Source organism: Nonomuraea africana, from assembly GCF_014873535.1.
GTDB classification, from domain to species: domain Bacteria; phylum Actinomycetota; class Actinomycetes; order Streptosporangiales; family Streptosporangiaceae; genus Nonomuraea; species Nonomuraea africana.
Window position 1 is genome coordinate 8,055,924 of record NZ_JADBEF010000001.1, and the last position, 22,577, is coordinate 8,078,500.

Consider the following 22,577-nt stretch of genomic DNA (forward strand, 5'->3'; position numbering starts at 1 on the left):
CTTACACCTTCCCGCCGCGGACCAGCCCGACCGCGACGTGGGCGACGTTGCGCGCCATGGGCACCGCGTTGCGACGCAGCCAGGGTCGCATCGCGGCGTAGGCCCGCATCCGCTCGCCGCGGCTCATCGGCGTGTGCCTGATCACGCGCAGCAGGCAGCGGCCCTCCTCCACGTTGGGCAGGAACCAGCGGGGGTTCTCGTGCGGCGCCTCGCGCCTGCGGAAGGTCCGCGAGGCGTTGGCCCTGCTGACGCTGCCCGCGTGGTTGCGGTGCCACAGCAGCGGCTCGTTCACCGCGATCAGCGGTCCGAGCAGCGCCAGCTGGGCGATCAGCACCCGGTCGCAGGCCACGATGGGCTGCAGCGGCATGGCGCGTTCCAGGACGCTGCGCCGCATGAGCCCGTAGAACTGCAGGGTCTCGTCGTAGTGGACCAGCTTGCTGTGCAACCGCCGGACGGGGTCGGGGTGGTCGGTGGGCGCGGTGTTGCGCCAGACCTCGATCAGCTTGCCCTCGCCGTCGACCTCCTCGGCTCCCGAGAAGGCCATCGCGGCGTCGGGGTGCTCGCGCAGCGCCGCCGCGAGCAGTGCCAGGCGGTCGCTTCTGTACTGGTCGTCGGAGGTCACCCAGGCGAAGAACTCCCCTCGTGTCTCCCCGATGATCTGGTTGTGGGTGGCGATGACCCCGACGTTGCGCTCGCGGCGCAGGTAGCGCACGCGTGGATCGTTCCTGGCGGCCTCCCTGCAGATCTCCTCCGTCGCGTCGGTGGAGCAGTTGTCCGCGATCACCAGCTCGAAGTCGGCGTCCCGCTGGCCGAGGATCGAGGCGAGCGACTCGGACAGGTACGGCTCGCCGTTGTAGACGCACAGGCCGAGGCCGATCTCCGGCGCCGCCCTGCCCACTAACGAAGGGCTCTTTTCGGTCATTGGCCGCCTCCAATAGGTCTATTGCATTTGTGGCGATTTCATGTGCACTGGACTGGTTGGGGAGTGAACCGTAACGTTGATGACTGGTCTTCCGATGGAGTTCTGTAGGCTCCGCAGGCCGACTGCGCAGGTGTACCAAATCGGGGGCGAGAGGGAAAGTATGGGCTTCTGGGGAACCATTTTCGGACTCTTACGACGGAAGTGGGTAGGCCTGCCGGTCATCATCCTGTCGCTGGGTCTCGCGACCGCCGCCGTTTTCCTCGTCCCCGCGCGTTATGCGGCCAGTTCTTCCATGATCCTGGTCGCACCTCCCTCGGGCGGCACCCTCTCCTTCGACAAGACCAAGCCCGTCGGCCTGACCAATCCGCTGCTGCAGTACAACGACAGCATGCGGACGGTGGCCAGCATCCTCATCCTGACGCTGAACAACCCCGCGATCCAGAAGGAACTCGGCATCGTGGAGGGCGGGCCGGTCAAGCTGACCGTCGACGACGGCAGGTCCAACGCCGCCCTGATGGGCATCACCACCGCCGGCCCCTTCGTCCACGTCGCCGTCGAGGCGCCAGGTGAGGCCGTCGTCAGCGACACGATCACCCGCGCCGAGAAGCGCATCAGGGCCGAGCTGCTGAACCAGCAGAAGATCCTCGGCGCCCCCCAGGGGACCTACGTCGCGCTCAACCACGTGACGACGCTGGCGCCCAAGGCCGTGTGGACCAACACCATCATCGCCGCGCTCGGCGCGCTCGGCCTGGGGCTCTCGCTCGGCCTCGGCCTGGCTCATCTGGTGGTCTCCCGCAGGGCCGAGCCCGAGGCTCAGGAGGAGCCCGCTCCCGCCCCCCGGGAACGTGACAACTCCGCCCGCAAGGCCAACGGCCGGGTTCTGGTCTTTGCCGGCGGGAAAGAAAAGGCGTCCGCAAACGGGAAATCGGATGTCGAGCACACGATGCCCATCCCGGTCGTGAAACCGGACGACAGTGAGAAAAGCGACTGATCTGCGGCGCCGGTAACGTCCGCGCCCGCCGGTCCGATGCCTTGCCGACGCCTTTTATGCACTAATTGGGGGATATTTTGGACTTCTGGGGGGCGATTGGAGTCGTGCTGCGGCGTTGGTACGTCGCCATCCCTGCCTTACTGCTGACGCTCGCCGGTTCCTACGGCGTCTACAAGAGCATTCCCCCGCAGTACCAGTCGTCGGCCGTGCTGTCGCTGACCGTGCCGATCAGCGGACCCTCCACGCTGGGCGACCCGAGAGACCGGGTCATGGAGGCCAACCCGCTGCTGAACTTCAACTACGGCCTGAACATGACCGCCGAGGTCCTCGTCCAGATCCTGGGCGCCGAGGACACGATGATCAAACTGGGCGCCCGTCCGCACGGCGAGACCACTTACGAGGTCAACAACGGCAGCCCGAACCCCGAACTCCTCTTCAGCCAGCCGTTCGTGCTGATCGAGGGCAAGAGCAGCGACCCGCGGGCGGCGAAGGAGATCGTCCAGCGGGTGACCCAGCGGGCCAGGGTCGAGTTGGACAAGCGTCAGGCGCAGCTCAAGGCGCCGCCGACCACCTACATCATCATGACGGAGATCCTGGAGCCCACGGACGCCGTCGCCCTGCGCAACGACGCGATGCGCTACACGGCCGCCGTGCTGCTCCTCGGCGCGCTCGCCAGCGTCGCCGCCGCCTTCGTGGCCGAGAGCGTCGCGGCCGCGCTGCGCCGCCGCAGGCGGGACCGTTCCGACGCGGCGGCCTCCGCGCCGGTCAACGAGCCGGTGCTGCAACGATGAGCACGGTCCTGGCGCCGCCCGTCGTCGGCAGGGCCGCGACCCGCGGCGCCGACGGGGCCACGTTCTCCGCCCTGTTCGTGGTCATCCTCATGATCGTCCCGGCCCGGCTGATCCTGAGGGGCCTGCCGTTCGCGCTCACTCCCGCCGAGGCCGTCGGCCTGTTCGCCGTGGTGTGGTGGTTCTGCGCGCACCTCACCAACACGCTGGGCGCGGCGAAGGGGTTCAGCCCGGTCCGCACCGCCATCTACCTCTACGCCGTCGCCTATCTGGCCAGCTACGCGCAGGCGGCCGTCGCCTACCTGGAGCCGCGCCAGCTGGAGCTGGCCGACCACATCGGGGTCATCGCGCTCGCGCTCGTCGGCATCGCGCTGGTGGCGTGCGACGGTGTCCGCGGCAGGGACCGGATCGACCTGGTGCTCAAGACCGCGGTCGTCGCGGGCGCGATCCTCGGAGTGATCGGCGGAATCCAGTTCCTGTTCTCCTGGGACATCACCGCCGACCTGACGATCCCCGGCACCAGAGTCCGCGGCGAGGCACCCGCCATCCTCGAGCGCAACGGGCTGAACAGGGCGGCGGCCACCACCAGCCACCCCATCGAGTTCGGCGTGGTGTGCTCGATGATCCTCCCCATCGCCCTGCACTACGCCTTCGCCGCCAGGGAGGCGGGCAGGCCGGTGCTGCGCTGGGTGGTCTGCTGCGCGCTCATCGCCGCGGGGCTGGTCTTCTCGGCCTCCCGCTCGCCCGTGCTCGGGCTCGCGGCGGCCGGACTGCTGCTCCTGTCGCACTGGCCGGCGCGGCGGCGCGTCCAGGCGCTCATCGCGCTGGTGGTCTTCCTCGCGGTGGTACGGCTGACCGCCCCCGGCCTGGTGGGCGCGATCGCCGGGCTGTTCGACAACCTCGGCAACGACGACAGCATCAGGTACCGGACGGCCGACTACACCATCGCGCTCGAGGCGATCTGGCAGCATCCCCTGCTCGGCAGGGGCCACGGCACCTGGTACCCGCCCTACGACGTGGTCTTCGACAACCAGTACCTGCTCACGGCCGTGGAAGGCGGGCTCCTCGGCGTGGCGACGCTGGTCGGCCTGCTGGGCACAGCCATCTGGGCGGCGCTGAAGGCCAGGCGGCTGTCCACCGACCAGACCACCCGCGACCTCGGCCTGAGCCTCGCCGCCTCGCTCCTGGTCACGCTGGTCGGGTGCGCGACCTTCGACCTGAACGCCTTCGAGACGACCAGCGGCATCGCCTTCCTCTTCGTGGGCCTGGCAGGAGCGCTCCTCCGCACGGTGCGACCACGCGACGCCGGAGCGCTGCCGTGACCGGGCGCGCGCGGGTGGGTGCCGTCCAGGTCATGGCCATCAGCGAGGCGGGCGTGGCCGACCACGTCGCCGCCGCGTGGGCGAGGGGCGAGGGCGGCTCGATCGTCACCGTCAACGTCGACATCGCCCGCAAGGCGAGCAGGGACCCCGCGCTGGCCGAGCTGGTCGCCGCCGCCGAGCTGGTGGTGGCCGACGGCATGCCGGTCGTCTGGGCGGCCAGGCTGGCGGGCCTGGCCGTGCCCGAGCGGGTCACGGGCGCCTCCATGGTCTTCAGCCTGAGCGGGCGGGCGGCGGCCGAAGGACGCTCGGTCTTCCTGCTGGGCGGGGAGCGGGGCGTGGCGGAGGCGGCGGGCAGGGTGCTGACCGCGCGATATCCGGGGCTGAAGGTGGCGGGCAGCCACTCGCCGCCCTTCGGATTCGACACCACCGAGGACGGCATGCGCGAGACCGTGGACAGAGTGGTCGCGGCGGCGCCGGACCTGGTGCTGGTCGGGCTGGGCTTCCCCAAGCAGGAGCACACCATCGCCGCGCTCAGGCGGCGGCTGCCCCACGCCTGGTATCTCGGGTGCGGCGCGGGGATCCCCATGGCCGCCGGGCAGTTCAGCCGCGCCCCCGAAAGACTGCAGCGGATCGGCGGCGAGTGGCTGCACAGGCTGTGGCTCGAGCCGGGCCGGCTGGCCCGCCGCTACCTGGTGGAGGACCTGCCCTTCGCCCTCCAGGTGCTCACCGCCGCCGCCTGGCTGCGGCTCACCGGACGCCGGGCCTGATCTGACGAGAATGGTTGCCACATGTCCTTAGCCGTTGTGATCGTCACCTATGCGAGCGGTCGGATCATCGAGGACTGCCTGCGCTCGCTGGACCATGACGTCCAGGACGCGGGCCGGTTCAGGGTCATCGTCGTGGACAACGCCTCGCCCGACGACACCGTCGACCGGGTGCGCGCGTACGGTCAGGGCGTCGAGCTGATCGAGACGGGGCGCAACGGCGGATTCGCCTTCGGCGTGAACGCGGGGCTGGCCGCGGCCCAGGGATGCGACGTCCTGGTGCTGAACGCCGACATCAGGCTCAGGCCCGGCGCGATCGGCCTGCTGCTGAAGGCGCTGGAACAGCCGGGCGTCGGCATCGCCGTACCGAAGCTCCTGGACGAGAACGGTGCGCTCCAGCTCTCCCTCCGCCGGCGGCCCACGGTGCTCAGGGCGCTGGGCGAGGCGGCGCTCGGCGGGTTCAGGGCGGGCCGGCTGCCCGCGCTGGGGGAGCTCGTGGCCGACCCGCGCGACTACCGGCGGGCCCGCACGGTCGACTGGGCGACGGGGGCGGCCTGGCTGATCTCCAGGGCGTGCGCGGAGGCGCTCGGGCCGCTCGACGACCGGTACTTCCTCTACTCCGAGGAGACCGAGTACATGCTGAGGGCGGGAAAGCACGGCTTCGCCGTCCGCTACGAGCCCGAGGCGGTCGCGGTGCACCTCGGCGGCGACCAGGTCGCCTCCGACCGGCTGTGGGCGCTGGCCGCCGCCAACCGAGTGCGCCTGCACCGGCAGCTGTACGGCAGGCCGCGCGGCGCTCTCATGCGCGCCGCCGTCACGCTCAACGAGGCCAGCCGCGCCCCCGCCAGAGGCAGGCACCGGGCGGCGGTGAAGGAGCTGCTCACCATGGCCGAGTGGCCCACCCCGCCCGGCGAGATCCCCGCGCCGTCGGGCTACGTCTGCTTCTCCGCCCAGGACTGGTGGTACCACAACAGGGCGCACTCCGACTTCCAGCTCATGCGGCACATGTCCGCCCATCGTCGGGTCCTGGTCGTCAACAGCATCGGCATGCGGATGCCGATGCCCGGCCGGTCGACCCACACGCTGCGGCGCATCATCCGCAAGCTGCGCAGCGTGGCGAAGTTCGTCAGGCGCCCGGCGCCCGGCTTCCACGTGATGTCCCCCCTTCCCCTGCCGATGTACGGCTCGCCCCTGGGCAGGAGGATCAACGCGCTGCTCGTCAGAGCCCAGGTCATGGCCGTCTGCACGGCGCTCGGCCTGCGCAGGCCGGTCATCGTCGTCACCCTCCCGACGGCGTGGGACGTCGTGCGCCCGATGCGGCGCAGGGCGCTCGTCTTCAACCGCTCCGACCGCCACTCGGCCTTCCCCGAAGGCGGCGGCGAGACCATCAGGGCCATGGAGTCGGAGCTGCTGCGGCGCTCCGACCGGATCGTCTACGTCAGCAGGACGCTCATGGCGGAGGACGAGCCGCTGGCGGGAGAGCGGGCGCACTTCCTCGACCACGGCGTCGACCTGGAGCACTTCCGCCGGGTCCCCGCCGAGCGGCAGCCCGCCGATCTGCGCGGCATCCCGGGCCCCAGGGTGGGCTTCTTCGGCGCGCTCGACGACTTCGTCGTGGACTTCGACCTGCTGGAGCGCGTGGCGCTTGACCTGCCCGAGGTCTCGCTCGTGCTGATCGGCGACGCCAACGGCCCCATCGAGCGGCTGACCAGGCACCCGAACGTGCACTGGCTCGGCTTCAAGCCCTACGACCAGATCCCCGCCTACGGCTCGGGCTTCGACGTCGCGCTCATGCCGTGGCTGGACAACGACTGGATCAGGCACGCCAACCCGATCAAACTGAAGGAGTACCTCGCCCTCGGGCTCGCGATCGTCAGCACCGACTACGGCGAGCTGGCCGGATACGCCGACAGGGTCAGGGTCGGCGCGACCCCCGAGCTGTTCGTCAAGGCCATCAGGGTGTCGCTGGCCGAAGGGCCACCGCGGCCGCCGGAGGCCCTGCGCGTCTCCGTGCTCGGCCACGACTGGTCCGCGCGCGCCGCGGACCTGCGGGCGCTGGCCGAGAGGCCGCCAGGGTGAGGCTGCCGCCCCTGCTGCTGTCGGCCGTGCTCGCGCTCTCGGCCTGTACGGCGAGCGCGGGGACCGATCTCGCCCCGCTGGAGGCCCAGCTGGAACCCGTTCCCTGGGAGGGCGGACCCGGCTACTACGAGCGCTTCCCCGCCGCGGCGAAGGCGGGCTGGACCAAGCCCTCCTTCTTCCCCGTCGGGGTCTGGTACGCCTCCGTCCGCACCCAGGCCGACGTGGACCAGGACCAGGCCGCGGGCATCAACACCTACGTCGAACTGACCGGCGACAGCGACCCGCGCCTGGTGCGCCGCAACCGCATGTCCGCGCTGCTCGGCCGGCCGCTGCCGGGCCACGGCGAGGAGACGGTCGGCTGGCTCGTCGGCACCGAGGCCGACATGTGGGGCGGCCCGGGCGAGGGCCGCTGGACGGGCGGCACGAGTTTCGACCGCCCCGCCTGCGTCCCCAGGTCGGACCGTTGTGGCTACACCGCCATGAAGACGCTCGCCGACCGCCTGCCCGACGACGACCGGATGCGCTACGCCACCTTCGGCAAGGGCGTCATGTACTGGCACTCCAGCGAGCAGGCCGCGGCGTTCGTCAACGACTACACCGACGCGGTCTCCACCAGCCTCTACTGGTACACCGACCACGCCGCCTGCGACGAGGTCGAGCGCTTCATGCACCTGCTGGCCAGCCAGTGCCGCCTGGCCGCCAACTACGGCGCCACCATCGCCAGGCAGCGCGCCCTCGACGAGCGGGACGACCGCCTGCAACCGATCTACGCGATCGTCGAGCTGGGCCAGCCGCGCGCCGAGGACGGCAGGGCCATCACGCCCGAGCAGGTGAGCGGCGCGGTGATGAGCTCGCTGATCCACGAGGCTCGCGGCGTCGTCTACCTCGACCACAGCGCGGGGCGAGCCTGCCGTACGCTCAGCCTGCTGCGCGCGCCCTGCGGCGCGCGGATGAGGGCCGCGGTCACCGCTCTCAACCGGCGGATCCGCGACCTGGCGCCGGTGCTCAACACCCAGTCCTACCGGTACGGCGACGTGCGGGGCGTGGACACGATGCTCAAACGGCACGACGGCCACGCCTACCTCTTCGCCATGCCCGAACGAGGTGCGAGCATGGGGCCGCGTACGTTCACCATCCCTGCCAACCTCTCCACGGCCCGTGAGGTGGAGGTCCTGTTCGAGGACAGGAAGCTGTCCCTCGGCGCGGATGGACGGTTCACCGACTCCTTCGACTCCGAGGGCGCCTACCACATCTACAAGATCAGGCTCGGGGAGGCATGATCGTGCGGAAGAGATACGTGCTCGGAGGGGTGGCGGTGGTGGCGCTGGTCGTCGCGGCCGTGTTCCTGGCCGGTCCGGCGGCCCAGCCGCGCGGCGGCACCGGCGGCATGCCCCTCACGCTGAAGCTGCCGAGGGTGCCGTGGGAGGGCGGCCCCGCCTACTACGAGAAGTTCGCGGCCGCCAAGGCGAGGGGATGGGCCGATCCCGCGTTCTTCCCGATCGGGGTGTGGTACGAGTCCGTGCTGACCGACCAGGACGTCCTGACCGACAAGGAGGCGGGGCTCAACCTCTACGTCGAGCTCACCGACGACAGCAGCCCGAGACTGATCGACAAGCACGGCATGTCGGCGATCACCAGCAAGCCGCTGCCCGGCGCCGGCACGGAGACCGTGGGCTGGCTGATCGCCGACGAGGCCGACATGTTCCCCCGGCCGGGCAACGCCCAGTGGGACGGCAGGCTCGGCGGGGCGGGCGACCCCTGTATCCCGCCCAAGGGCGAGGGCTGCGGCTTCACCGCGATGAAGACGCTGAAGGACAAGCTGCCCGAGGGCGACGGCCGCATGTACTACGCCAACTACGGCAAGGGCGTCGGCCTGTGGTGGTCGGACAAGGACAACAGCCAGTTCGTCAACGGCTACACCGACATCGTCTCGACCGACATGTACTGGTACACCGACGCGGGCATCTGCGTCGAAGCCAAGACCATCCTGAAGTTCCCCGACAACGAGTGCCCACGGGCGGCCGACTACGGCTGGCTGATGGACAAGCAGCGGGCGCTGGACGCGATGGATGGCAAGCTTCAGCCCGTCTACAACTTCGTCGAGGTCGGCTGGCCCTTCAGCGACCAGAACGGCACGGGCGTGCGCACGATCAAGCCCGACGAGCTCAAGGGCGCGGTGATGAGCTCGATCATCCACGAGGCCCGCGGCATCCTCTACTTCAACCACAGCTTCGGTGGCCCCTGCACCAGCCAGCACGCCCTGCGCGAGCCCTGCTACAAGGACGTCAGGGCGGCGGCGACCGAGGTGAACAAGCAGATCGGGCAGCTCGCTCCGGTGCTCAACACCCAGTCGTACGTGTTCGACTTCGGCAAGGGCCTGGAGACCATGCTGAAGGGGCACGACGGCTCGTTCTACGTCTTCGCGATGATCGAGCGCGGCGACCAGCCGGGCGAGCGGTCGCTGACCCTGCCACCGGAGCTCGCCGCCTCGGGCGAGGTGGAGGTGCTCTTCGAGAACCGCACGATCCCGGTGGACAACGGCCGCTTCACCGACACCTTCCAGGCGGAGCACAGCTACCACATCTACAAGATCACTCCCTAGCGGCCCCGCATCCGGCGCAGCGGCGAGAGCAGCAGGGGGACCAGACCGAGCAACTGCGCCACCACCACTCAGAGGTCGGCGCGCGCCGTAGAGCTCACCGCAGCCCGCCCACGGTGGCGCTGATGGGCAGCATGCTCCACGCGATGTACCTGACAGAGGCCGTCACCCCGCCGAGCACGTGGTCCGGGTGTCGCCGGGCACCAGCTTGATCTGGGTGCCCGCAGGGCTGATCGTGTTGGCGGCGAGCAGCCGCCGGGGGAGCCGGGCGGACGCGTCAAGGGGCCTTGGGGGCGCCGATGGCTATGATGGACTTGATCAGGCCGCCCATGCGCTCGTACCTGATGCGCGACGTGGGGAAGTAGTAGCGCATCTCCGTCACGCTGAGCAGTTCGACCTCCATCGCGTCGCGCAGGGCGTGCAGCCGGTCGCGCGGGGCGGTGTGCACCAGTGGCCAGTGACTGATGATCAGGCGTCTGGTCGCGACGGGCAGGAACTGGAAGCCGGGGAAGAGCACGTGCGGCTCGATGGGGAAGTAGCGGTAGGGCACCTGCACCCAGTGCCGGTCGGCGAGGGCGCGCACGTTGTCGGCGAAGCGCTCGCGGCGGATGTGGCCGCCGACGTGCTCGATGACCGCGTTGGAGTAGACGAGGTCGTAGCCGCCCTTCATGATCGCCTTGGGCAGCTCAGTAGCGTCGCCCGTGTCGGCGCGGGCCCATGAGGGCAGGTCGGCGGGCGGGTCCATCAGGTTGACCAGGTGCAGGCTGGCGGGCTTGACAGGGGCTCGCTCCCAGGCGGAGAAGGTGCCGCCCAGATCGATCACCGACATCTCCGAAATATCGGGAAATGTCGCTGCGAACCGGTCCCATCGGCGCCGGCGGGCCCGGGCCCCCACCGAGTTCGGCGCGTCCACGAACCGGTTGCGTAAGGCCTGCAGCGTCCCCATGTCCGTCCCCCCCTGATCGCAGCGAGCGTCGAGGTGTATCGGTCCAAAACCGGCGAACGTTACTGCGTCGCGGGGCTCGACGGATCGCGAAAAGGGGGCGGCCCGAGGGCCGCCCCCTTTTCGGAGACATCAGCTTCAGAGACGGGACGGCGTCAGCCGATGCGCCAGGTGTCGCCGCCCATCAGCAGGTCGCTCAGGTCGCCGGGGCCCTTCTGCGCCACGGCCTCCTCGAGTTGCTCGGCCATCAGCGTGTCGTAGGACGGCCGCTCGACCTGGCGGAAGATGCCGATCGGGACGTGCTCGAAGGCCGGCTCGTCCAGCCTGGACAGCGCGAACGCCACCGAAGGGTCGGGGTTGTGCGCGTCGTGCACGAGCACGCGGTCGCCCGCCTCCGCCAGCGGCACCACGTAGAGCCCGCCGTTCGCCGACCTCACCACGGCCTTGGACGCGCTCACGATCGGCTGCCCGTGCTCGAGGCGCAGCGTGATGTCGTCGCGGACCTCCGGGTCCTTCAGCGGCTCGAAGGCGTTGTCGTTGAAGATGTTGCAGTTCTGGTAGATCTCCACCAGCGACGTGCCCTTGTGCGCCGTGGCCTCGCGCAGCACCGACTGCAGGTGCTTGCGGTCGGAGTCGATCGTACGGGCCACGAACGACGCCTCGGCGCCCAGCGCCAGCGAGATCGGGTTGAACGGCTTGTCCAGCGAGCCCATCGGGGTCGACTTGGTGATCTTGCCGATCTCGGAGGTGGGGGAGTACTGGCCCTTGGTCAGACCGTAGATCCTGTTGTTGAAGAGCAGGATGTTGAGGTTGACGTTGCGGCGCAGCGCGTGGATCAGGTGGTTGCCGCCGATCGACAGCGCGTCACCGTCACCCGTGATCACCCACACGCTCAGGTCGGGCCTGGAGGCGGCCAGCCCCGTCGCGATCGCGGGCGCGCGACCGTGGATGGAGTGGAAGCCGTAGGTGTCGAGGTAGTAGGGGAACCGGCTGGAGCAGCCGATGCCCGAGACGAACACGATGTTCTCGCGCCGCAGGCCGAGCTCGGGCAGGAAGCTCTGCACCGCGGCCAGGATGGCGTAGTCGCCGCAGCCGGGGCACCAGCGGACCTCCTGGTCGGACTTGAAGTCCTTGAGGGTCTGCTTGGTGTCGGCCTTCGGGACCAGGGCCAGGCCCTGCCGCACGCCGTTCACGGTCTCACTCACTGTCGATCACGTCCTGGATGACTCCGGCCAGCTCCTCGGCCTTGAACGGGAGCCCGCGCACGCGGTTGTAGCTGATGATGTCGACCAGGAACTTCGCGCGCAGCAGCAGCGCCAGCTGGCCGAGGTTGATCTCGGGCAGGAGCACCTTGTCGTAGCTCTTGAGCACCTCGCCGGTGTTGGCCGGCAGCGGGTTGAGGTGGCGCAGGTGTGTCTGGGCGACCTTGCCGCCCGCCTTCCTGATCCTGCGTACGGCAGCGGCGATCGGCCCGTAGGTCGAACCCCAGCCCAGGACCAGCACCTTCGCGTCGCCGTCGGGGTCGTCGACCTCGAGGTCGGGCACGTCGATGCCGTCGATCTTGGCCTGGCGCAGCCTGACCATGAGGTCGTGGTTGTTCGGGTCGTAGGAGATGTTGCCCGAGCCGTCGGCCTTCTCGATGCCGCCGATGCGGTGCTCGAGGCTGGCCGTACCGGGGATGGCCCACGGACGGGACAGCGTCTCGGCGTCGCGCTTGTACGGCAGGAACGCCTCGTCGGTCTTGACCGCGAACTCGGTGGAGATGTCGGGGAGGTCGCCGACCTCGGGCAGCCGCCACGGCTCGGAGCCGTTGGCGAGGTAGCCGTCGGACAGCAGGTAGACCGGCGTGCGGTACTTCACCGCGATGCGCGCGGCCTCGATCGCCGCGTCGAAGCAGTCGCTCGGCGTGCTCGGCGCCACGATCGGCACCGGCGACTCGCCGTTGCGGCCGAACATGGCCATCAGCAGGTCGGTCTGCTCGGTCTTGGTCGGCATGCCCGTCGAGGGGCCCGCCCGCTGCACGTCCACCAGGATCAGCGGCAGCTCGGTCATGACCGCCAGGCCGATCGTCTCGGCCTTCAGCGCCACACCGGGACCGCTCGTCGTGGTCACGCCCAGCGCGCCGCCGAACGCCGCGCCGAGCGCCGCGCCGACGCCCGCGATCTCGTCCTCCGCCTGGAAGGTGCGGATGCCGAACCGCTTGTGCCGCGACAGCTCGTGCAGGATGTCGGAGGCCGGCGTGATCGGGTACGACCCGAGGAAGAGCGGCAGCTTCGACTGGACGCTCGCCGCGATCAGGCCGTAGGCCAGCGCCTGGTTGCCCGAGATGTTGCGGTACACGCCAGGGGGCAGCTTGGCCGGCTTGACCTCGTACGACACCGAGAAGGACTCGGTCGTCTCGCCGTAGTTCCAGCCCGCCTGGAAGGCCGCGATGTTCGCCTTGGCGATCTCGGGCTTCTTGGCGAACTTCTGCTCGAGGAAGCTGATGGTGTGCTCGGTCGGCCGGTGGTAGAGCCAGCTCAGCAGCCCGAGGGCGAACATGTTCTTGGAGCGCTCGGCGTCCTTCTTCGACAGGTCGAAGCCTTCGAGCGCCTTCACCGTCAGCGACGTCAGCGGCACCGCGTGCACGCGCCACTCGCTCAGCGAGTCGTCGTCGAGCGGGCTGACCTCGTAGCCGACCTTCTGCAGGTTGCGCTTGGTGAACTCGTCGGTGTTCGCGATGATGTCGGCGCCCTTGGGCAGGTCGCCCAGGTTGGCCTTCAGCGCCGCCGGGTTCATCGCGACGAGGACGTTGGGCGCGTCGCCGGGCGTCAGGATGTCGTGGTCGGCGAAGTGCAGCTGGAAGCTCGAGACGCCGGGCAGGGTGCCTGCGGGCGCGCGGATCTCAGCCGGGAAGTTGGGGAGCGTGGACAGATCGTTGCCGAACTCCGCCGTCCCGGCCGTGAAGCGGTCGCCGGTGAGCTGCATGCCGTCGCCGGAGTCGCCGGCGAACCGGATGATCACTCTGTCGAGTTGCTGAACCTGCTTCGTCACAGCGAAGTCCTCCTCGACTGCGCTCGTGGCACGTTCTCGTATTCCATGCTAAGTCCTCGGGGGTCACACGTTTCCGTGACACGCATCACGGGTAAACGCGGGGAAAAGTCAGGCCGACGCGAGAGAACGGGAGGGGCGACACAGCCCAGCCGCGAGCCGGCACAGGTCCACGTGCAGGCGGGCGAAGAGGACGGTTCGAGTCACGGTGCCTAACTATATGTCCCTACGAAGGCTTACCTACGTCAGGGGTTGCTTACCCGAATAGTAGATACGGCCTGGCTGCATCCCCGCCGAGCCGTACAGCTCCGGGACCGTCACAAACGTATAGCCCTTCGCGGTCAGCTGCCGGAGGATCGCCGGGACCGCCTCGACCGTCGTGCGGTGGACGTCGTGCATCAGGATGATCGCTCCCGGGTGCGCCCCGGCGACCGCCCGCCGGGCCACCGCCGCCGGGTTCCTCTCCCGCCCGTCCGTGGTGTCGACGTCCCAGTTCACCAGCGCGAGCCCGAGCTTGCGGGCGATCGACGTCACCTGTTCGTTCACCGCCCCGTACGGCGGGCGCAGCAGCGTGGGCGTCTGCCCGACCTCGAGGCTGATCGCGCTCTGCGCCCTGCCGATGGCGTCGGTGATCTTGCTGCTGGACAGCTTCGTCAGGTCCCGGTGCGACCAGGTGTGGTTGGCGACCAGGTGGCCCTGCTCCCGCATGGCGTCCACCAGCTCGGGGCTGGCGGCCACGTTCGTGCCCACGGTGAAGAACGTCGCCCGCGCGCCCGCCTTCCTCAGCTCCTCCAGGAGCTCGCCGGTGTAGGGCCCCGGCCCGTCGTCGAAGGTCAGCGCCACGCACTTGTCCTTCTCACAGTCCACGCCGCCCGCCTTGGCGCTCGTGGCCGGTGGGCTCGTGGTCGGCGTCCCGCTGATGGCCGGCGAGGGCGTCGCCTCCTTCGCCGCCTCGCGCGCCCGCCGTCCCGTCTCCGACAGCAGGGGCTCCACCAGCTCGCCCGGTACGGCCACCGCCACCCTGCCCAGCGAGCCAGGGCCCACCTGGTAGTCGTCGAACTCCACCACCAGGTCGCCCGCCGGGTTGAAGGCCATGGAGTCGAACAGGTCGGGGTCGGGCCGCACCGCGTCGTAGTCGACCTCGGAGCCGCGCTTCCTCAGCTGCTCGCGGACGATCGTGGTCAGCGGGTTCAGGCTCGTGACCAGGCCGGGCGAGTCGACGACCTTCTCGGACACGCGGTCGTACCAGACGGTGTGGAGGGAGTTGGCCCAGTTGGCGCCCGCGAACTCACCGGTGCGCAGCCGTACGCCCACGATGTCGTCGGTGGCGGCGGTCAGCTGCCAGTCCACGTTGAGCTCGGGACGAGGGCGGGGGGCGTCGGCGTCGGTGGACTCGGTGGACTCGGTGAAGCGGCGGAGCCGGGTCTGCGCGAGGTCGTCGAGCTTGCGGTTGAGATCGGGGGCGTCTCGCAGATCGGGGTAGACGATGTGCACCTCCCTGCCGCCTGCGTCACCTGAGGTGAGTGTCCTGGTGGTCAGCCCGTCGACGTGGGAGGGGTCGACAAAACTGATCATCGTGGGCTCTGCGGGGATGGTGAGTTCCCGCTCGGGGGAGGCGGTGGCCATGCCGCAGCCGGTGGAGGCAGCGGCGATAAGCGCGATTCCTCCGAAGAATCGCTTTTTGGGCATGGAGGACAGGTTATGGGGGTCTTGTACCTCTTTACTGTCGTTTGGGTTTAAGCGAACAGAGCCTTTGGGTGAGAGACGGGTGGGGTTACGATCAGCACATGGGTGGCTACTTCGGCTCCTACACGCTGGTTTTCGCGCTGCTCGTCATCGGGGTGGGCATCGTCGCGGGAGCCCTGACGGCCAACCGCCTGCTGCGCCCGACCCGCCCGACGGTGGAGAAACTGACCACGTACGAGTGCGGGGTGGACCCGGTCGGCGAGGGGTGGGCACAGTCGCAGATCAGGTATTACGTGTTCACGTACCTGTATGTGGTGTTCGCGGTGGACGCGGTCTTCCTGTTCCCTTGGGCGATGGTGTTCGCAGCGCCCGGGTACGGGATGACGACCCTGGTGGAGATGTTCGTGTTCCTTGGCTTCATCGCACTGGGCATCTTGTACGCGTGGAAGAAACGCGTCCTGACGTGGACGTAAGACACCGGGCCCTCAGCACCTCGCTCACCTGAACCTCACCTCCACCTCCGCGTTCGCCCTCACCTCCACCTTGGCCCGGGCCGAGATCTCCCCATGTGGTTCGGTCTCCCTAGTACCCGCCCGCCAGTCCGCACCCCGCTCCGGAGGGCCCTCTCGAGTTCTCCGGATCACCCATTCCGCGTCCTCCCTCGGTGTCAACTCCTGCCGTAGAGACCCGAGGAGCACACTGGCGGTGCCGGGATGTGGGATGTCGGAGTGCCCCTCTACTCCTGGAGCGGCGGGCGTTGGAGAATAGGTGTCATGGCCGATCTTCCGATGCCGACTGTGGGGCCGGTCTCCCGGCTGGCGCCCAAGCCGATGCGCTTCGTGCTGAACTGGGGACGGCGCTACTCCCTCTGGGTGTTCAACTTCGGTCTCGCGTGCTGCGCGATCGAGTTCATCGCCACGTCGATGAGCAGGCACGACTTCATCCGCTTCGGGGTGATCCCGTTCGCGAACGGGCCTCGCCAGGCGGATCTGATGATCGTCTCGGGCACCGTCACCGACAAGATGGCCCCTGCCGTCAAGCGGCTCTACGAGCAGATGCCCGACCCGAAGTACGTCATCTCCTTCGGCGCCTGCTCCAACACGGGCGGCCCGTACTGGGACTCCTACTGCGTGACCAAGGGCGTCGACCAGATCATCCCCGTCGACATCTACGTCCCCGGCTGCCCGCCGCGGCCGGAGGCGCTGCTGCACGGCATCATGAAGCTGCAGGAGAAGATCGCCGAGGAGCGGCTCGGCGACCGTTACGTGTGGTCGCGTGCCCACGGGGAGGACGCGTGACCCTCGCCGAGCGTTTCGGGGACAGGGCCCAGGTCTCGGAGTCATGGGGTGAGCGAACGGTCGACGTCGCCGCGTCCGACTGGATCGAACTGCTGACGTACTGCAGGGACACCGGTTACGAGTTCTTCGACTGGCTCAGCGGGGTGGACGAGCCGCCCGACGGGTTCGGCGTCGTCGCGCACGTCTACAACCCGTCCACGCACGAGCGGTTGCTGCTGCGGACGCGGGTGCCGCGCGCGGACCCGCACCTGCCGTCCGCTGTGGGGGTGTATCGGGGGGCGAACTGGCACGAGCGGGAGACGTTCGAGATGTTCGGCGTGATCTTCGATGATCACCCGTATCTGGTGCCGCTGTTGCTGCCTGAAGGTTTTGAGGGATATCCGCTTCGGAAGGACTTCGTGCTGGCGGCACGGGTCGCGAAGGCTTGGCCTGGCGCCAAGGAACCTGGCGAGTCGGGCCACGGCGCCCCCAGCCGCCGCAAGACCCTCCCACCCGGCGTCCCCGCCGAATGGCCCACAACCCCGACCCCACCCTCGACCCCACCGGCGTCGGAGACCCCGCCTTCGACCCCGCCCCCGCCTTCGGCTGAGACTCCACCGGCGACTGCGCCCCCACGGGCGCCCGGGGCCCCACCGGCGTCGGAGACACCACCATCGACCCCGCCCCCGCCTTCGGCTGAGACTCCACCGGCGACTGCGCCCCCACGGGCGCCCGAGGCCTCACCCGCGTCGGAGACACCACCATCGACCCCCACCCCGCCTTCGGCTGAGACTCCACCCGCGACTGCGTCCCCATCGGCGCCCGCGGCCCCACCGGCGTCCGAGACCCCACCGGCGGAATCGGAGAGTCCCTCGTCCACCACACGTTTGGGGGAGGCGGCTCCTTCTGGACTGCCCGTGCCCACTACGGATCCGGGCGAGGTGGCTTCGTCAGGTTCCTCAGCCTCCGAGGCTTCAGTATCCGAGTCATCGGAAGATGCTGATTCGGGGGCGTCTCATCGGGGTCCGGGGGATCGTGGCTCAGGGGGAGGGGGTGCGCACCGCCGTTCGCAGGAGGCAGCGGGGTCCTCGTCTGCCCCGACGCCGACGCCGAGGGAGTCCGGTTCCGCGTCGGTCGAGCGGCCGGATTCGTCTGGGCGGCCTGGGGCCTCCTCAGGCTCGGAGCAGGTTGGTTCCGCACCGCCCGACGAAGGGCGGGCTTCGGGCTCAGCCGAGTCGGGGGAGTCCGGTTCGTCGGGGTCTTCGTCATCGCAGTCTTCTGAATCGCGTGCGCCCCTGGAGGAGCCCGATGGGTGAAGTCCTCGACATCGTTCTGAGGTTCGTCGTCATCCTGCTCGTGTTCCTGCTCCTCCCGCTCATCGTCGGTCAGACCGAGCACAAGGTCATGGCGCACATGCAGTCGCGTCTCGGCCCGATGTACGCCGGAGGCTTCCACGGCTGGGCGCAGCTCATCGCGGACGGGGTGAAGTTCGCCCAGAAAGAGGACGTCATCCCGGCCGCCGCCGACCGCAGGGTGTTCCAGATCGCGCCCGGTGTCGCGCTCGTCCCCTATCTCCTCGTACTGATCGTCGTCCCCATCGGCCCCGGTCTCGTCGGGGTGGATCTCGATCTCGGATTGTTCTACGTGCTCGCGGTCATGGGCATCGGCGTGCTCGGGTCGATCATGGCCGGGTGGGCCTCGGCCAACAAGTACTCGGTGCTGGGCGGGATGCGCTCAGCCGCGCAGCTCATGTCCTACGAGCTCCCCCTGGTGCTGGCCGCCTCCTCCGTCGCCATGGCGGCGGGGACGCTCTCCCTGCCGGGCATCGTCGAGGCCTGGCAGTGGTGGTGGCTGCCCTGGCAGTTGATCGGCGCGATCGTGTTCTTCCTCGCGGGCCTCGCCGAGCTGCGGCGGCCGCCGTTCGACATGCCCATCGCCGAGTCCGAGATCATCATGGGGCCGATGACCGAGTACACGGGCATGCGTTTCGCGCTGTTCATGCTGTCGGAGTATGTCGGCATCGTGGTGCTCTCCTTCCTCACCACGGTCCTGTTCCTCGGGGGCTGGCACGGCCCGTTGCTGCCCGGTGTCGTCTGGACGTTCCTCAAGGTCTTCGCGCTGGCGTTCGTGATCATCTGGTTTCGCGTCAGCTTTCCCCGGCTGCGGGAGGACCAGTTGCAGCGGCTCGCGTGGGTCGGTCTGGTTCCTCTCGCCCTGGTGCAGCTCGCGTTCACCGGTGTGGTCAAGGTCCTCATCGGCTGACGGTTCCTGCTTGTGGGTACGGCGGGGCGGGCCACGGGGTCTCTCGGACGCGTGGCCTTGTCGTTTGCGGGCGATGTGACGGCGGTCGGCCGAAGTCGGCTGGAGGAGCGTGGGGTGACGGGCGGTGCGCGGTGACCACGGTGGGCTTGGGTGGGCTTGCCGTACGGGAAGGTCAGTCGACGATGGCGAGCATGATCGCGGACGCGGTGGGGCGGTCGGAGGGGGTTTTGGCCAGCGCGGCGCCCACGATCCCGCGTAACGAGGGCGGCAGTGACGACAGGTCGGGGTGCAGGTTGAGCACGCGGTTGAAGACCGCGGGCACGGTGTCCTCGCCGAACGCGGGCCTGCCCGTCGCCGCGAAGGTCATCGTCACCGCCCAGCTGAAGACGTCGGACGGCGGGCCGACGGTTGATCCGGATAGCTGCTCAGGCGACATGTAAGGCGGAGTGCCCGCGACCTTGCCCGTCATCGTCGAGCTGTCGAGGGAGCGCGCGATGCCGAAGTCGATCACGCGAGGGCCGTCGGAGCCGATCAGGACGTTGCTCGGCTTGAAGTCGCGATGGACGACGCCCGCCTTGTGGATGGCGGCGAGGGCGCCGACCGTGGACAGCGCGAGCCGGGTGAGGCTGTCCTCGTCGCGCGGGCCGTGGGTGCGGACGAGTTGCTCGAGCGAGGGGCCGGCGACGTATTCGCTCACGATGTAGGCGTGCTCGGGGCTGATGTTGACATCGAGCAGCCTGGCTGTGGAAAACGTGGCGACCCTGCGCGCCGCGTCGACCTCACGGGCGAAGCGGTTGCGCGCGAACTCGTCGCCGAGGTCGTGGAGCACCTTGACGGCCACCTGCGTGCCGTTGGGCGCCGCCGCGAGGTAGACCGCGCCCTGGCCGCCGCGGCCGAGGGAGCGCAGCACGCGGTAGTGGCCGATCCACTCTGGCTCGCCTGGACGGCGCGCGGCGCCCGTGGGCACGGTGGCGCGGTTGTGCACAGGGCGGCCACCAGTGTGATCGTGGATCGGGCCCCCGCGACCTGCGGGTCTGCCAAGTCCGGGGGTGTGGCCATGGCCGGGCCTGCCGTGTGCCGGGCCGCCGTGACCCGCGATGAAGTGGTGGGCCGGCCTGCCGCGCCTGACCATCAGGGGCACGAGGATGCCGCTGTGGATGACGCCTCCCGCCCAGCTGATCAGCAGGCCGAGGCCGACCAGGGCGAACAGCCAGTCAGGGGCGAGCTCGACGTCGTCGTAGCTGAGCGCGACGAGGACGAACGCGCTGACGCAGGTGCCGTAGAGCGCGGCCGCGACGATCAGTGCCTTGCTCTGCAGCCAGTACGCGGCGAACCCGATGCTGAAGGGCGTCGCCATGCCGCACGTCAGGAACGGGACCGCGGCCCAGGCGACGGCGGCCGTCCAGGCTCCTGCGCCGGGGCGATGGGGATGGCTGTGCGGCATGGGCGAGAGAGTATCTGGTCGGGGGGACGGAATCGGGATTGTGGACAACCCCTGTGGATAACGTGCGCGGTTCCTGTGGATGACTGTGGAAAACCTGGGGACAACGGGCAGGCGCATTCACCTGCGACGCATAGTGCGTCATGATGTTGGTATGGCGCGGATTCCTGGAGTAGGACTGGTAAAGGGGCTTTCCGTCACCCTTCGCCACATGCTGCGCCGATCCGTGACCCAGCAGTACCCCGAGGTGCACCCCGAGCTTCCCGCGCGCAGCCGCGGCGTCATCGCCCTGGTCGAGGAGAACTGCACCTCCTGCATGCTGTGCGCCCGTGAATGTCCCGACTGGTGCATCTACATCGACTCGCACAAGGAGACCCTGCCCGCGCCCGAAGGCGGAAGGGCGAGGCAGCGCAACGTTCTCGACAGGTTCGCGATCGATTTCGCCCTGTGCATGTACTGCGGCATCTGCATCGAGGTGTGCCCGTTCGACGCGTTGTTCTGGTCGCCGGAGTTCGAGTACGCGGAGGGGGACATCCGTAACCTTCTGCACGAGAAGGACAAGCTCGCGACCTGGGTGGAGACGGTTCCCCCACCTCCCGCGCACGAGGCGGGGGCCGAGCCGCCGAAGGAACTCGCCGCCGGCGCCCGCCCTCCGCGTACGGCGGGCCGTACCGCGCGGGGCGAGACCGGAGCCGGTGAGGGTGGCCGGCCTGGTGCGGGCGCGGAGCGCCGCGCCCGCACCGAGGCGACGGGTGAACCGACCTCGCCCTCCTCGGAAGGCGAAGCGGCCGGCGCACCCGGAACCGCGGGCCCCTCCGGGACGGCAGGGGCGCCAGGTCAGGCCGGCGTCCCTGGAACGGCGGGTCCTACGGGGACGACAGTCTCGCCAGGCCGGACGGGCGCGTCTGGGTCGGCAGGTCCCTCTGGGACGGCGGGCGAGGCAGGACGGGCGGGCGCCCCTCGGGTGGAAGGCGCTCCTGGGCAGGCTGGCGCCCGCGGGGCCGAAGGTGCCTCCGGGACGGCAGGCCGGCCCGCAGGTCAGGGCTCGACGGGTGAGTCCACCGACAAAACCAGCCCAAACCGCCCAAGCGTGGGCACCCCAGAAGCGCAGGGGCAGGCACGGCCCCAGCGGCGTACCCGCATGGGCGACGTGCGCGGCATCCGGCCACCGGGGGCCCTTCCCCCGGAGCCGCAGAGGCCGGCACCCGACGCTTCATCCACAGGCCGGCCTTCGGAAGAAGAGTTGTCCACAGGTTCGGGCGCGTCGTCGCCGCAGCCACCGCCGGAGGGGCAGACTTCTGCAACCGAGCCGCGCAGGCGACGGATGGCCGATCCACGTACCATCCGTCCGCCAGGCGGGCTGAAGCGCGACAATGCGGCGGAGCCCGAGGAGGACTAGTGACCGCGGTGCCTTCCTACCTGTCCCCCACTGGGCAAGAGATCGTCTTCCTGCTCTTGGGCGCGGTGGCGGTCGGTTCGGCACTGCTCGTCGTGACCACCAAACAGCTCGTCCACGCCGCCCTCTGGCTCGTGGTCTCCTTCGGCGCGCTCGCCGGATGCTACGTCGTGCTGACCGCCGAGTTCGTGGCCTGGGTCCAGGTGCTCATCTATGTGGGCGCCGTCGTGGTGCTCCTGCTCTTCGGCATCATGCTCACCCGCGCGCCCATCGGCCGGTCGGCCGACCTCGACAGCGGCAACAGGCTCGTCGCCGCCGTGGTCGCGCTCGCGACGGCCGGCGTCCTGGTGGCGGTCGTCGTCGACGCCTTCCGCACCGCCTACACCCCGCTCGAACCCGGTGGCGGAGCGGCCAAGGAGCTGGGCGCGAGCGTCTTCCGCACCTGGGTGCTGCCCTTCGAGGCGCTTTCGGTCCTGCTGCTGGCCGCGTTGATCGGAGCCATCGTGCTGTCCCGCACCGACATCAAGTCAGGCGACGAACCCCCGACTGCTGAGAGCAGGGGGGAGTAGTGCACATCGTCTACCCGGCGGTCGTCGCCGCGTTGCTGTTCTCCATTGGCGTGTACGGCGTGCTCGCCAGGCGCAACACCATCCTGGTGCTGATGTCGGTCGAGCTGATGCTCAACGCGGTCAACCTCAACCTGGTCGCCTTCGACGTCTGGCTGCGCGATCGGCTGCACGGCGGGCAGGTCCTCACGCTGTTCGTCATCGTGATCGCCGCCGCCGAGCTCGGGGTGGGGCTGGCCATCGTCCTGGCCCTCTATCGCAACCGCAGGACCGTCGACCTCGATCACCTGCGCGACCTGTCCGAGGACCAGCCCGCTCCCGTGAGTGCGAGCCGTACGCTCCCGTCCACGCAGGCAGGGGACCCGGGAACAGCCCAGCCAGGCGGCGGACCGAGCGCGGACCAGCCGGCCGGCGGGCCGAGTGCCGATCAGCCAGGCGGCGCCCCAGGAGCGGGTCAGGCGGGTTGCGCAGGAGCGGCCGGTGGCTCAGGAGGGGAACGCCCTGGGGGCGA

At 69.6% G+C, this 22,577-nt stretch carries 19 protein-coding genes and 1 pseudogene; 14 read left to right on the forward strand and 6 right to left on the reverse strand.

Annotation, left to right across the window (positions count from 1 at the left end):
• Position 1: 1 nt before the first annotated feature.
• On the reverse strand, positions 2-922 hold the full coding sequence (locus tag H4W81_RS38495; RefSeq protein ID WP_192779299.1) for a glycosyltransferase: 921 nt from the start codon (positions 920-922) through the stop codon (positions 2-4).
• 292 nt (positions 923-1,214) lie between these two features.
• Here H4W81_RS38495 and H4W81_RS38500 point away from each other — a divergent pair, with 292 nt between their 5' ends.
• From H4W81_RS38500 to H4W81_RS38530, 7 genes are all read left to right on the forward strand, one after another.
• A complete protein-coding gene (locus tag H4W81_RS38500; protein WP_192779300.1) occupies positions 1,215-1,913 on the forward strand; it encodes a hypothetical protein in 699 nt (232 codons plus the stop codon).
• A gap of 104 nt (positions 1,914-2,017) precedes the next feature.
• Positions 2,018-2,704: a hypothetical protein gene (locus H4W81_RS38505; RefSeq protein ID WP_192779301.1), complete on the forward strand. Its 687-nt coding sequence runs from the start codon at positions 2,018-2,020 to the stop codon at positions 2,702-2,704.
• Positions 2,701-4,023, forward strand: coding sequence for an O-antigen ligase family protein (locus H4W81_RS38510; RefSeq protein ID WP_192779302.1), 1,323 nt, complete (start codon positions 2,701-2,703; stop codon positions 4,021-4,023). Before H4W81_RS38505 ends, H4W81_RS38510 begins: the two co-directional genes overlap by 4 nt.
• A complete protein-coding gene (locus H4W81_RS38515; RefSeq protein ID WP_318782305.1) occupies positions 4,020-4,790 on the forward strand; it encodes a WecB/TagA/CpsF family glycosyltransferase in 771 nt (256 codons plus the stop codon). Before H4W81_RS38510 ends, H4W81_RS38515 begins: the two co-directional genes overlap by 4 nt.
• A gap of 21 nt (positions 4,791-4,811) precedes the next feature.
• Positions 4,812-6,866 (forward strand): glycosyltransferase, encoded by a 2,055-nt coding sequence (locus tag H4W81_RS38520; protein WP_192779303.1) that lies wholly within the window; start codon positions 4,812-4,814, stop codon positions 6,864-6,866.
• A complete protein-coding gene (locus tag H4W81_RS38525; RefSeq protein WP_192779304.1) occupies positions 6,863-8,146 on the forward strand; it encodes a hypothetical protein in 1,284 nt (427 codons plus the stop codon). Before H4W81_RS38520 ends, H4W81_RS38525 begins: the two co-directional genes overlap by 4 nt.
• 2 nt (positions 8,147-8,148) lie before the next feature.
• Complete coding sequence (locus H4W81_RS38530; protein WP_192779305.1) at positions 8,149-9,468, forward strand: hypothetical protein; 1,320 nt, start codon at positions 8,149-8,151, stop codon at positions 9,466-9,468.
• A gap of 274 nt (positions 9,469-9,742) precedes the next feature.
• On the opposite strand, the gene H4W81_RS38535 is transcribed toward H4W81_RS38530, so the two are convergent.
• The 4 genes from H4W81_RS38535 to H4W81_RS38550 all read right to left on the reverse strand — a co-directional run bounded on the left by H4W81_RS38535 (position 9,743) and on the right by H4W81_RS38550 (position 15,127).
• On the reverse strand, positions 9,743-10,294 hold the full coding sequence (locus H4W81_RS38535; protein ID WP_225958995.1) for a hypothetical protein: 552 nt from the start codon (positions 10,292-10,294) through the stop codon (positions 9,743-9,745).
• A gap of 269 nt (positions 10,295-10,563) precedes the next feature.
• Complete coding sequence (locus H4W81_RS38540; protein ID WP_192779307.1) at positions 10,564-11,613, reverse strand: 2-oxoacid:ferredoxin oxidoreductase subunit beta; 1,050 nt, start codon at positions 11,611-11,613, stop codon at positions 10,564-10,566.
• Positions 11,606-13,441, reverse strand: coding sequence for a 2-oxoacid:acceptor oxidoreductase subunit alpha (locus H4W81_RS38545; protein ID WP_192779308.1), 1,836 nt, complete (start codon positions 13,439-13,441; stop codon positions 11,606-11,608). Before H4W81_RS38545 ends, H4W81_RS38540 begins: the two co-directional genes overlap by 8 nt.
• A gap of 237 nt (positions 13,442-13,678) precedes the next feature.
• Positions 13,679-15,127, reverse strand: a complete 1,449-nt coding sequence (locus H4W81_RS38550) for a polysaccharide deacetylase family protein (RefSeq protein ID WP_192779309.1) — start codon at positions 15,125-15,127, stop codon at positions 13,679-13,681.
• A gap of 98 nt (positions 15,128-15,225) precedes the next feature.
• On the opposite strand from H4W81_RS38550, the gene H4W81_RS38555 reads away from it, so the two are divergent.
• The 4 genes from H4W81_RS38555 to nuoH all read left to right on the forward strand — a co-directional run bounded on the left by H4W81_RS38555 (position 15,226) and on the right by nuoH (position 18,663).
• A complete protein-coding gene (locus H4W81_RS38555; RefSeq protein WP_192779310.1) occupies positions 15,226-15,597 on the forward strand; it encodes an NADH-quinone oxidoreductase subunit A in 372 nt (123 codons plus the stop codon).
• Positions 15,598-15,897: 300 nt separating this feature from the next.
• Positions 15,898-16,422: an NADH-quinone oxidoreductase subunit NuoB gene (locus H4W81_RS38560; protein ID WP_192779311.1), complete on the forward strand. Its 525-nt coding sequence runs from the start codon at positions 15,898-15,900 to the stop codon at positions 16,420-16,422.
• Positions 16,419-17,717, forward strand: a complete 1,299-nt coding sequence (locus H4W81_RS48030; RefSeq protein WP_318782306.1) for an NADH-quinone oxidoreductase subunit C — start codon at positions 16,419-16,421, stop codon at positions 17,715-17,717. The genes H4W81_RS38560 and H4W81_RS48030 overlap by 4 nt, the downstream gene beginning before the upstream one ends.
• A complete protein-coding gene (gene nuoH, locus H4W81_RS38570; protein WP_192779312.1) occupies positions 17,710-18,663 on the forward strand; it encodes an NADH-quinone oxidoreductase subunit NuoH in 954 nt (317 codons plus the stop codon). Before H4W81_RS48030 ends, nuoH begins: the two co-directional genes overlap by 8 nt.
• A 172-nt stretch (positions 18,664-18,835) precedes the next feature.
• Here nuoH and H4W81_RS38575 read toward each other — a convergent pair whose 3' ends face one another.
• Positions 18,836-20,107: a serine/threonine-protein kinase gene (locus H4W81_RS38575; protein WP_192779313.1), complete on the reverse strand. Its 1,272-nt coding sequence runs from the start codon at positions 20,105-20,107 to the stop codon at positions 18,836-18,838.
• Between the two features lie 313 nt (positions 20,108-20,420).
• On the opposite strand from H4W81_RS38575, the gene H4W81_RS48035 reads away from it, so the two are divergent.
• The 3 genes and pseudogenes from H4W81_RS48035 to nuoK all read left to right on the forward strand — a co-directional run.
• A complete protein-coding gene (locus H4W81_RS48035) occupies positions 20,421-21,503 on the forward strand; it encodes a 4Fe-4S binding protein (RefSeq protein WP_225960664.1) in 1,083 nt (360 codons plus the stop codon).
• Positions 21,503-22,069, forward strand: coding sequence for an NADH-quinone oxidoreductase subunit J family protein (locus tag H4W81_RS38585; RefSeq protein WP_192779314.1), 567 nt, complete (start codon positions 21,503-21,505; stop codon positions 22,067-22,069). The genes H4W81_RS48035 and H4W81_RS38585 overlap by 1 nt, the downstream gene beginning before the upstream one ends.
• Positions 22,069-22,350: pseudogene (gene nuoK, locus H4W81_RS48040) on the forward strand (NADH-quinone oxidoreductase subunit NuoK); the annotation flags it as partial. The gene H4W81_RS38585 and the pseudogene nuoK, both read left to right, overlap by 1 nt.
• Positions 22,351-22,577: the final 227 nt, after the last annotated feature.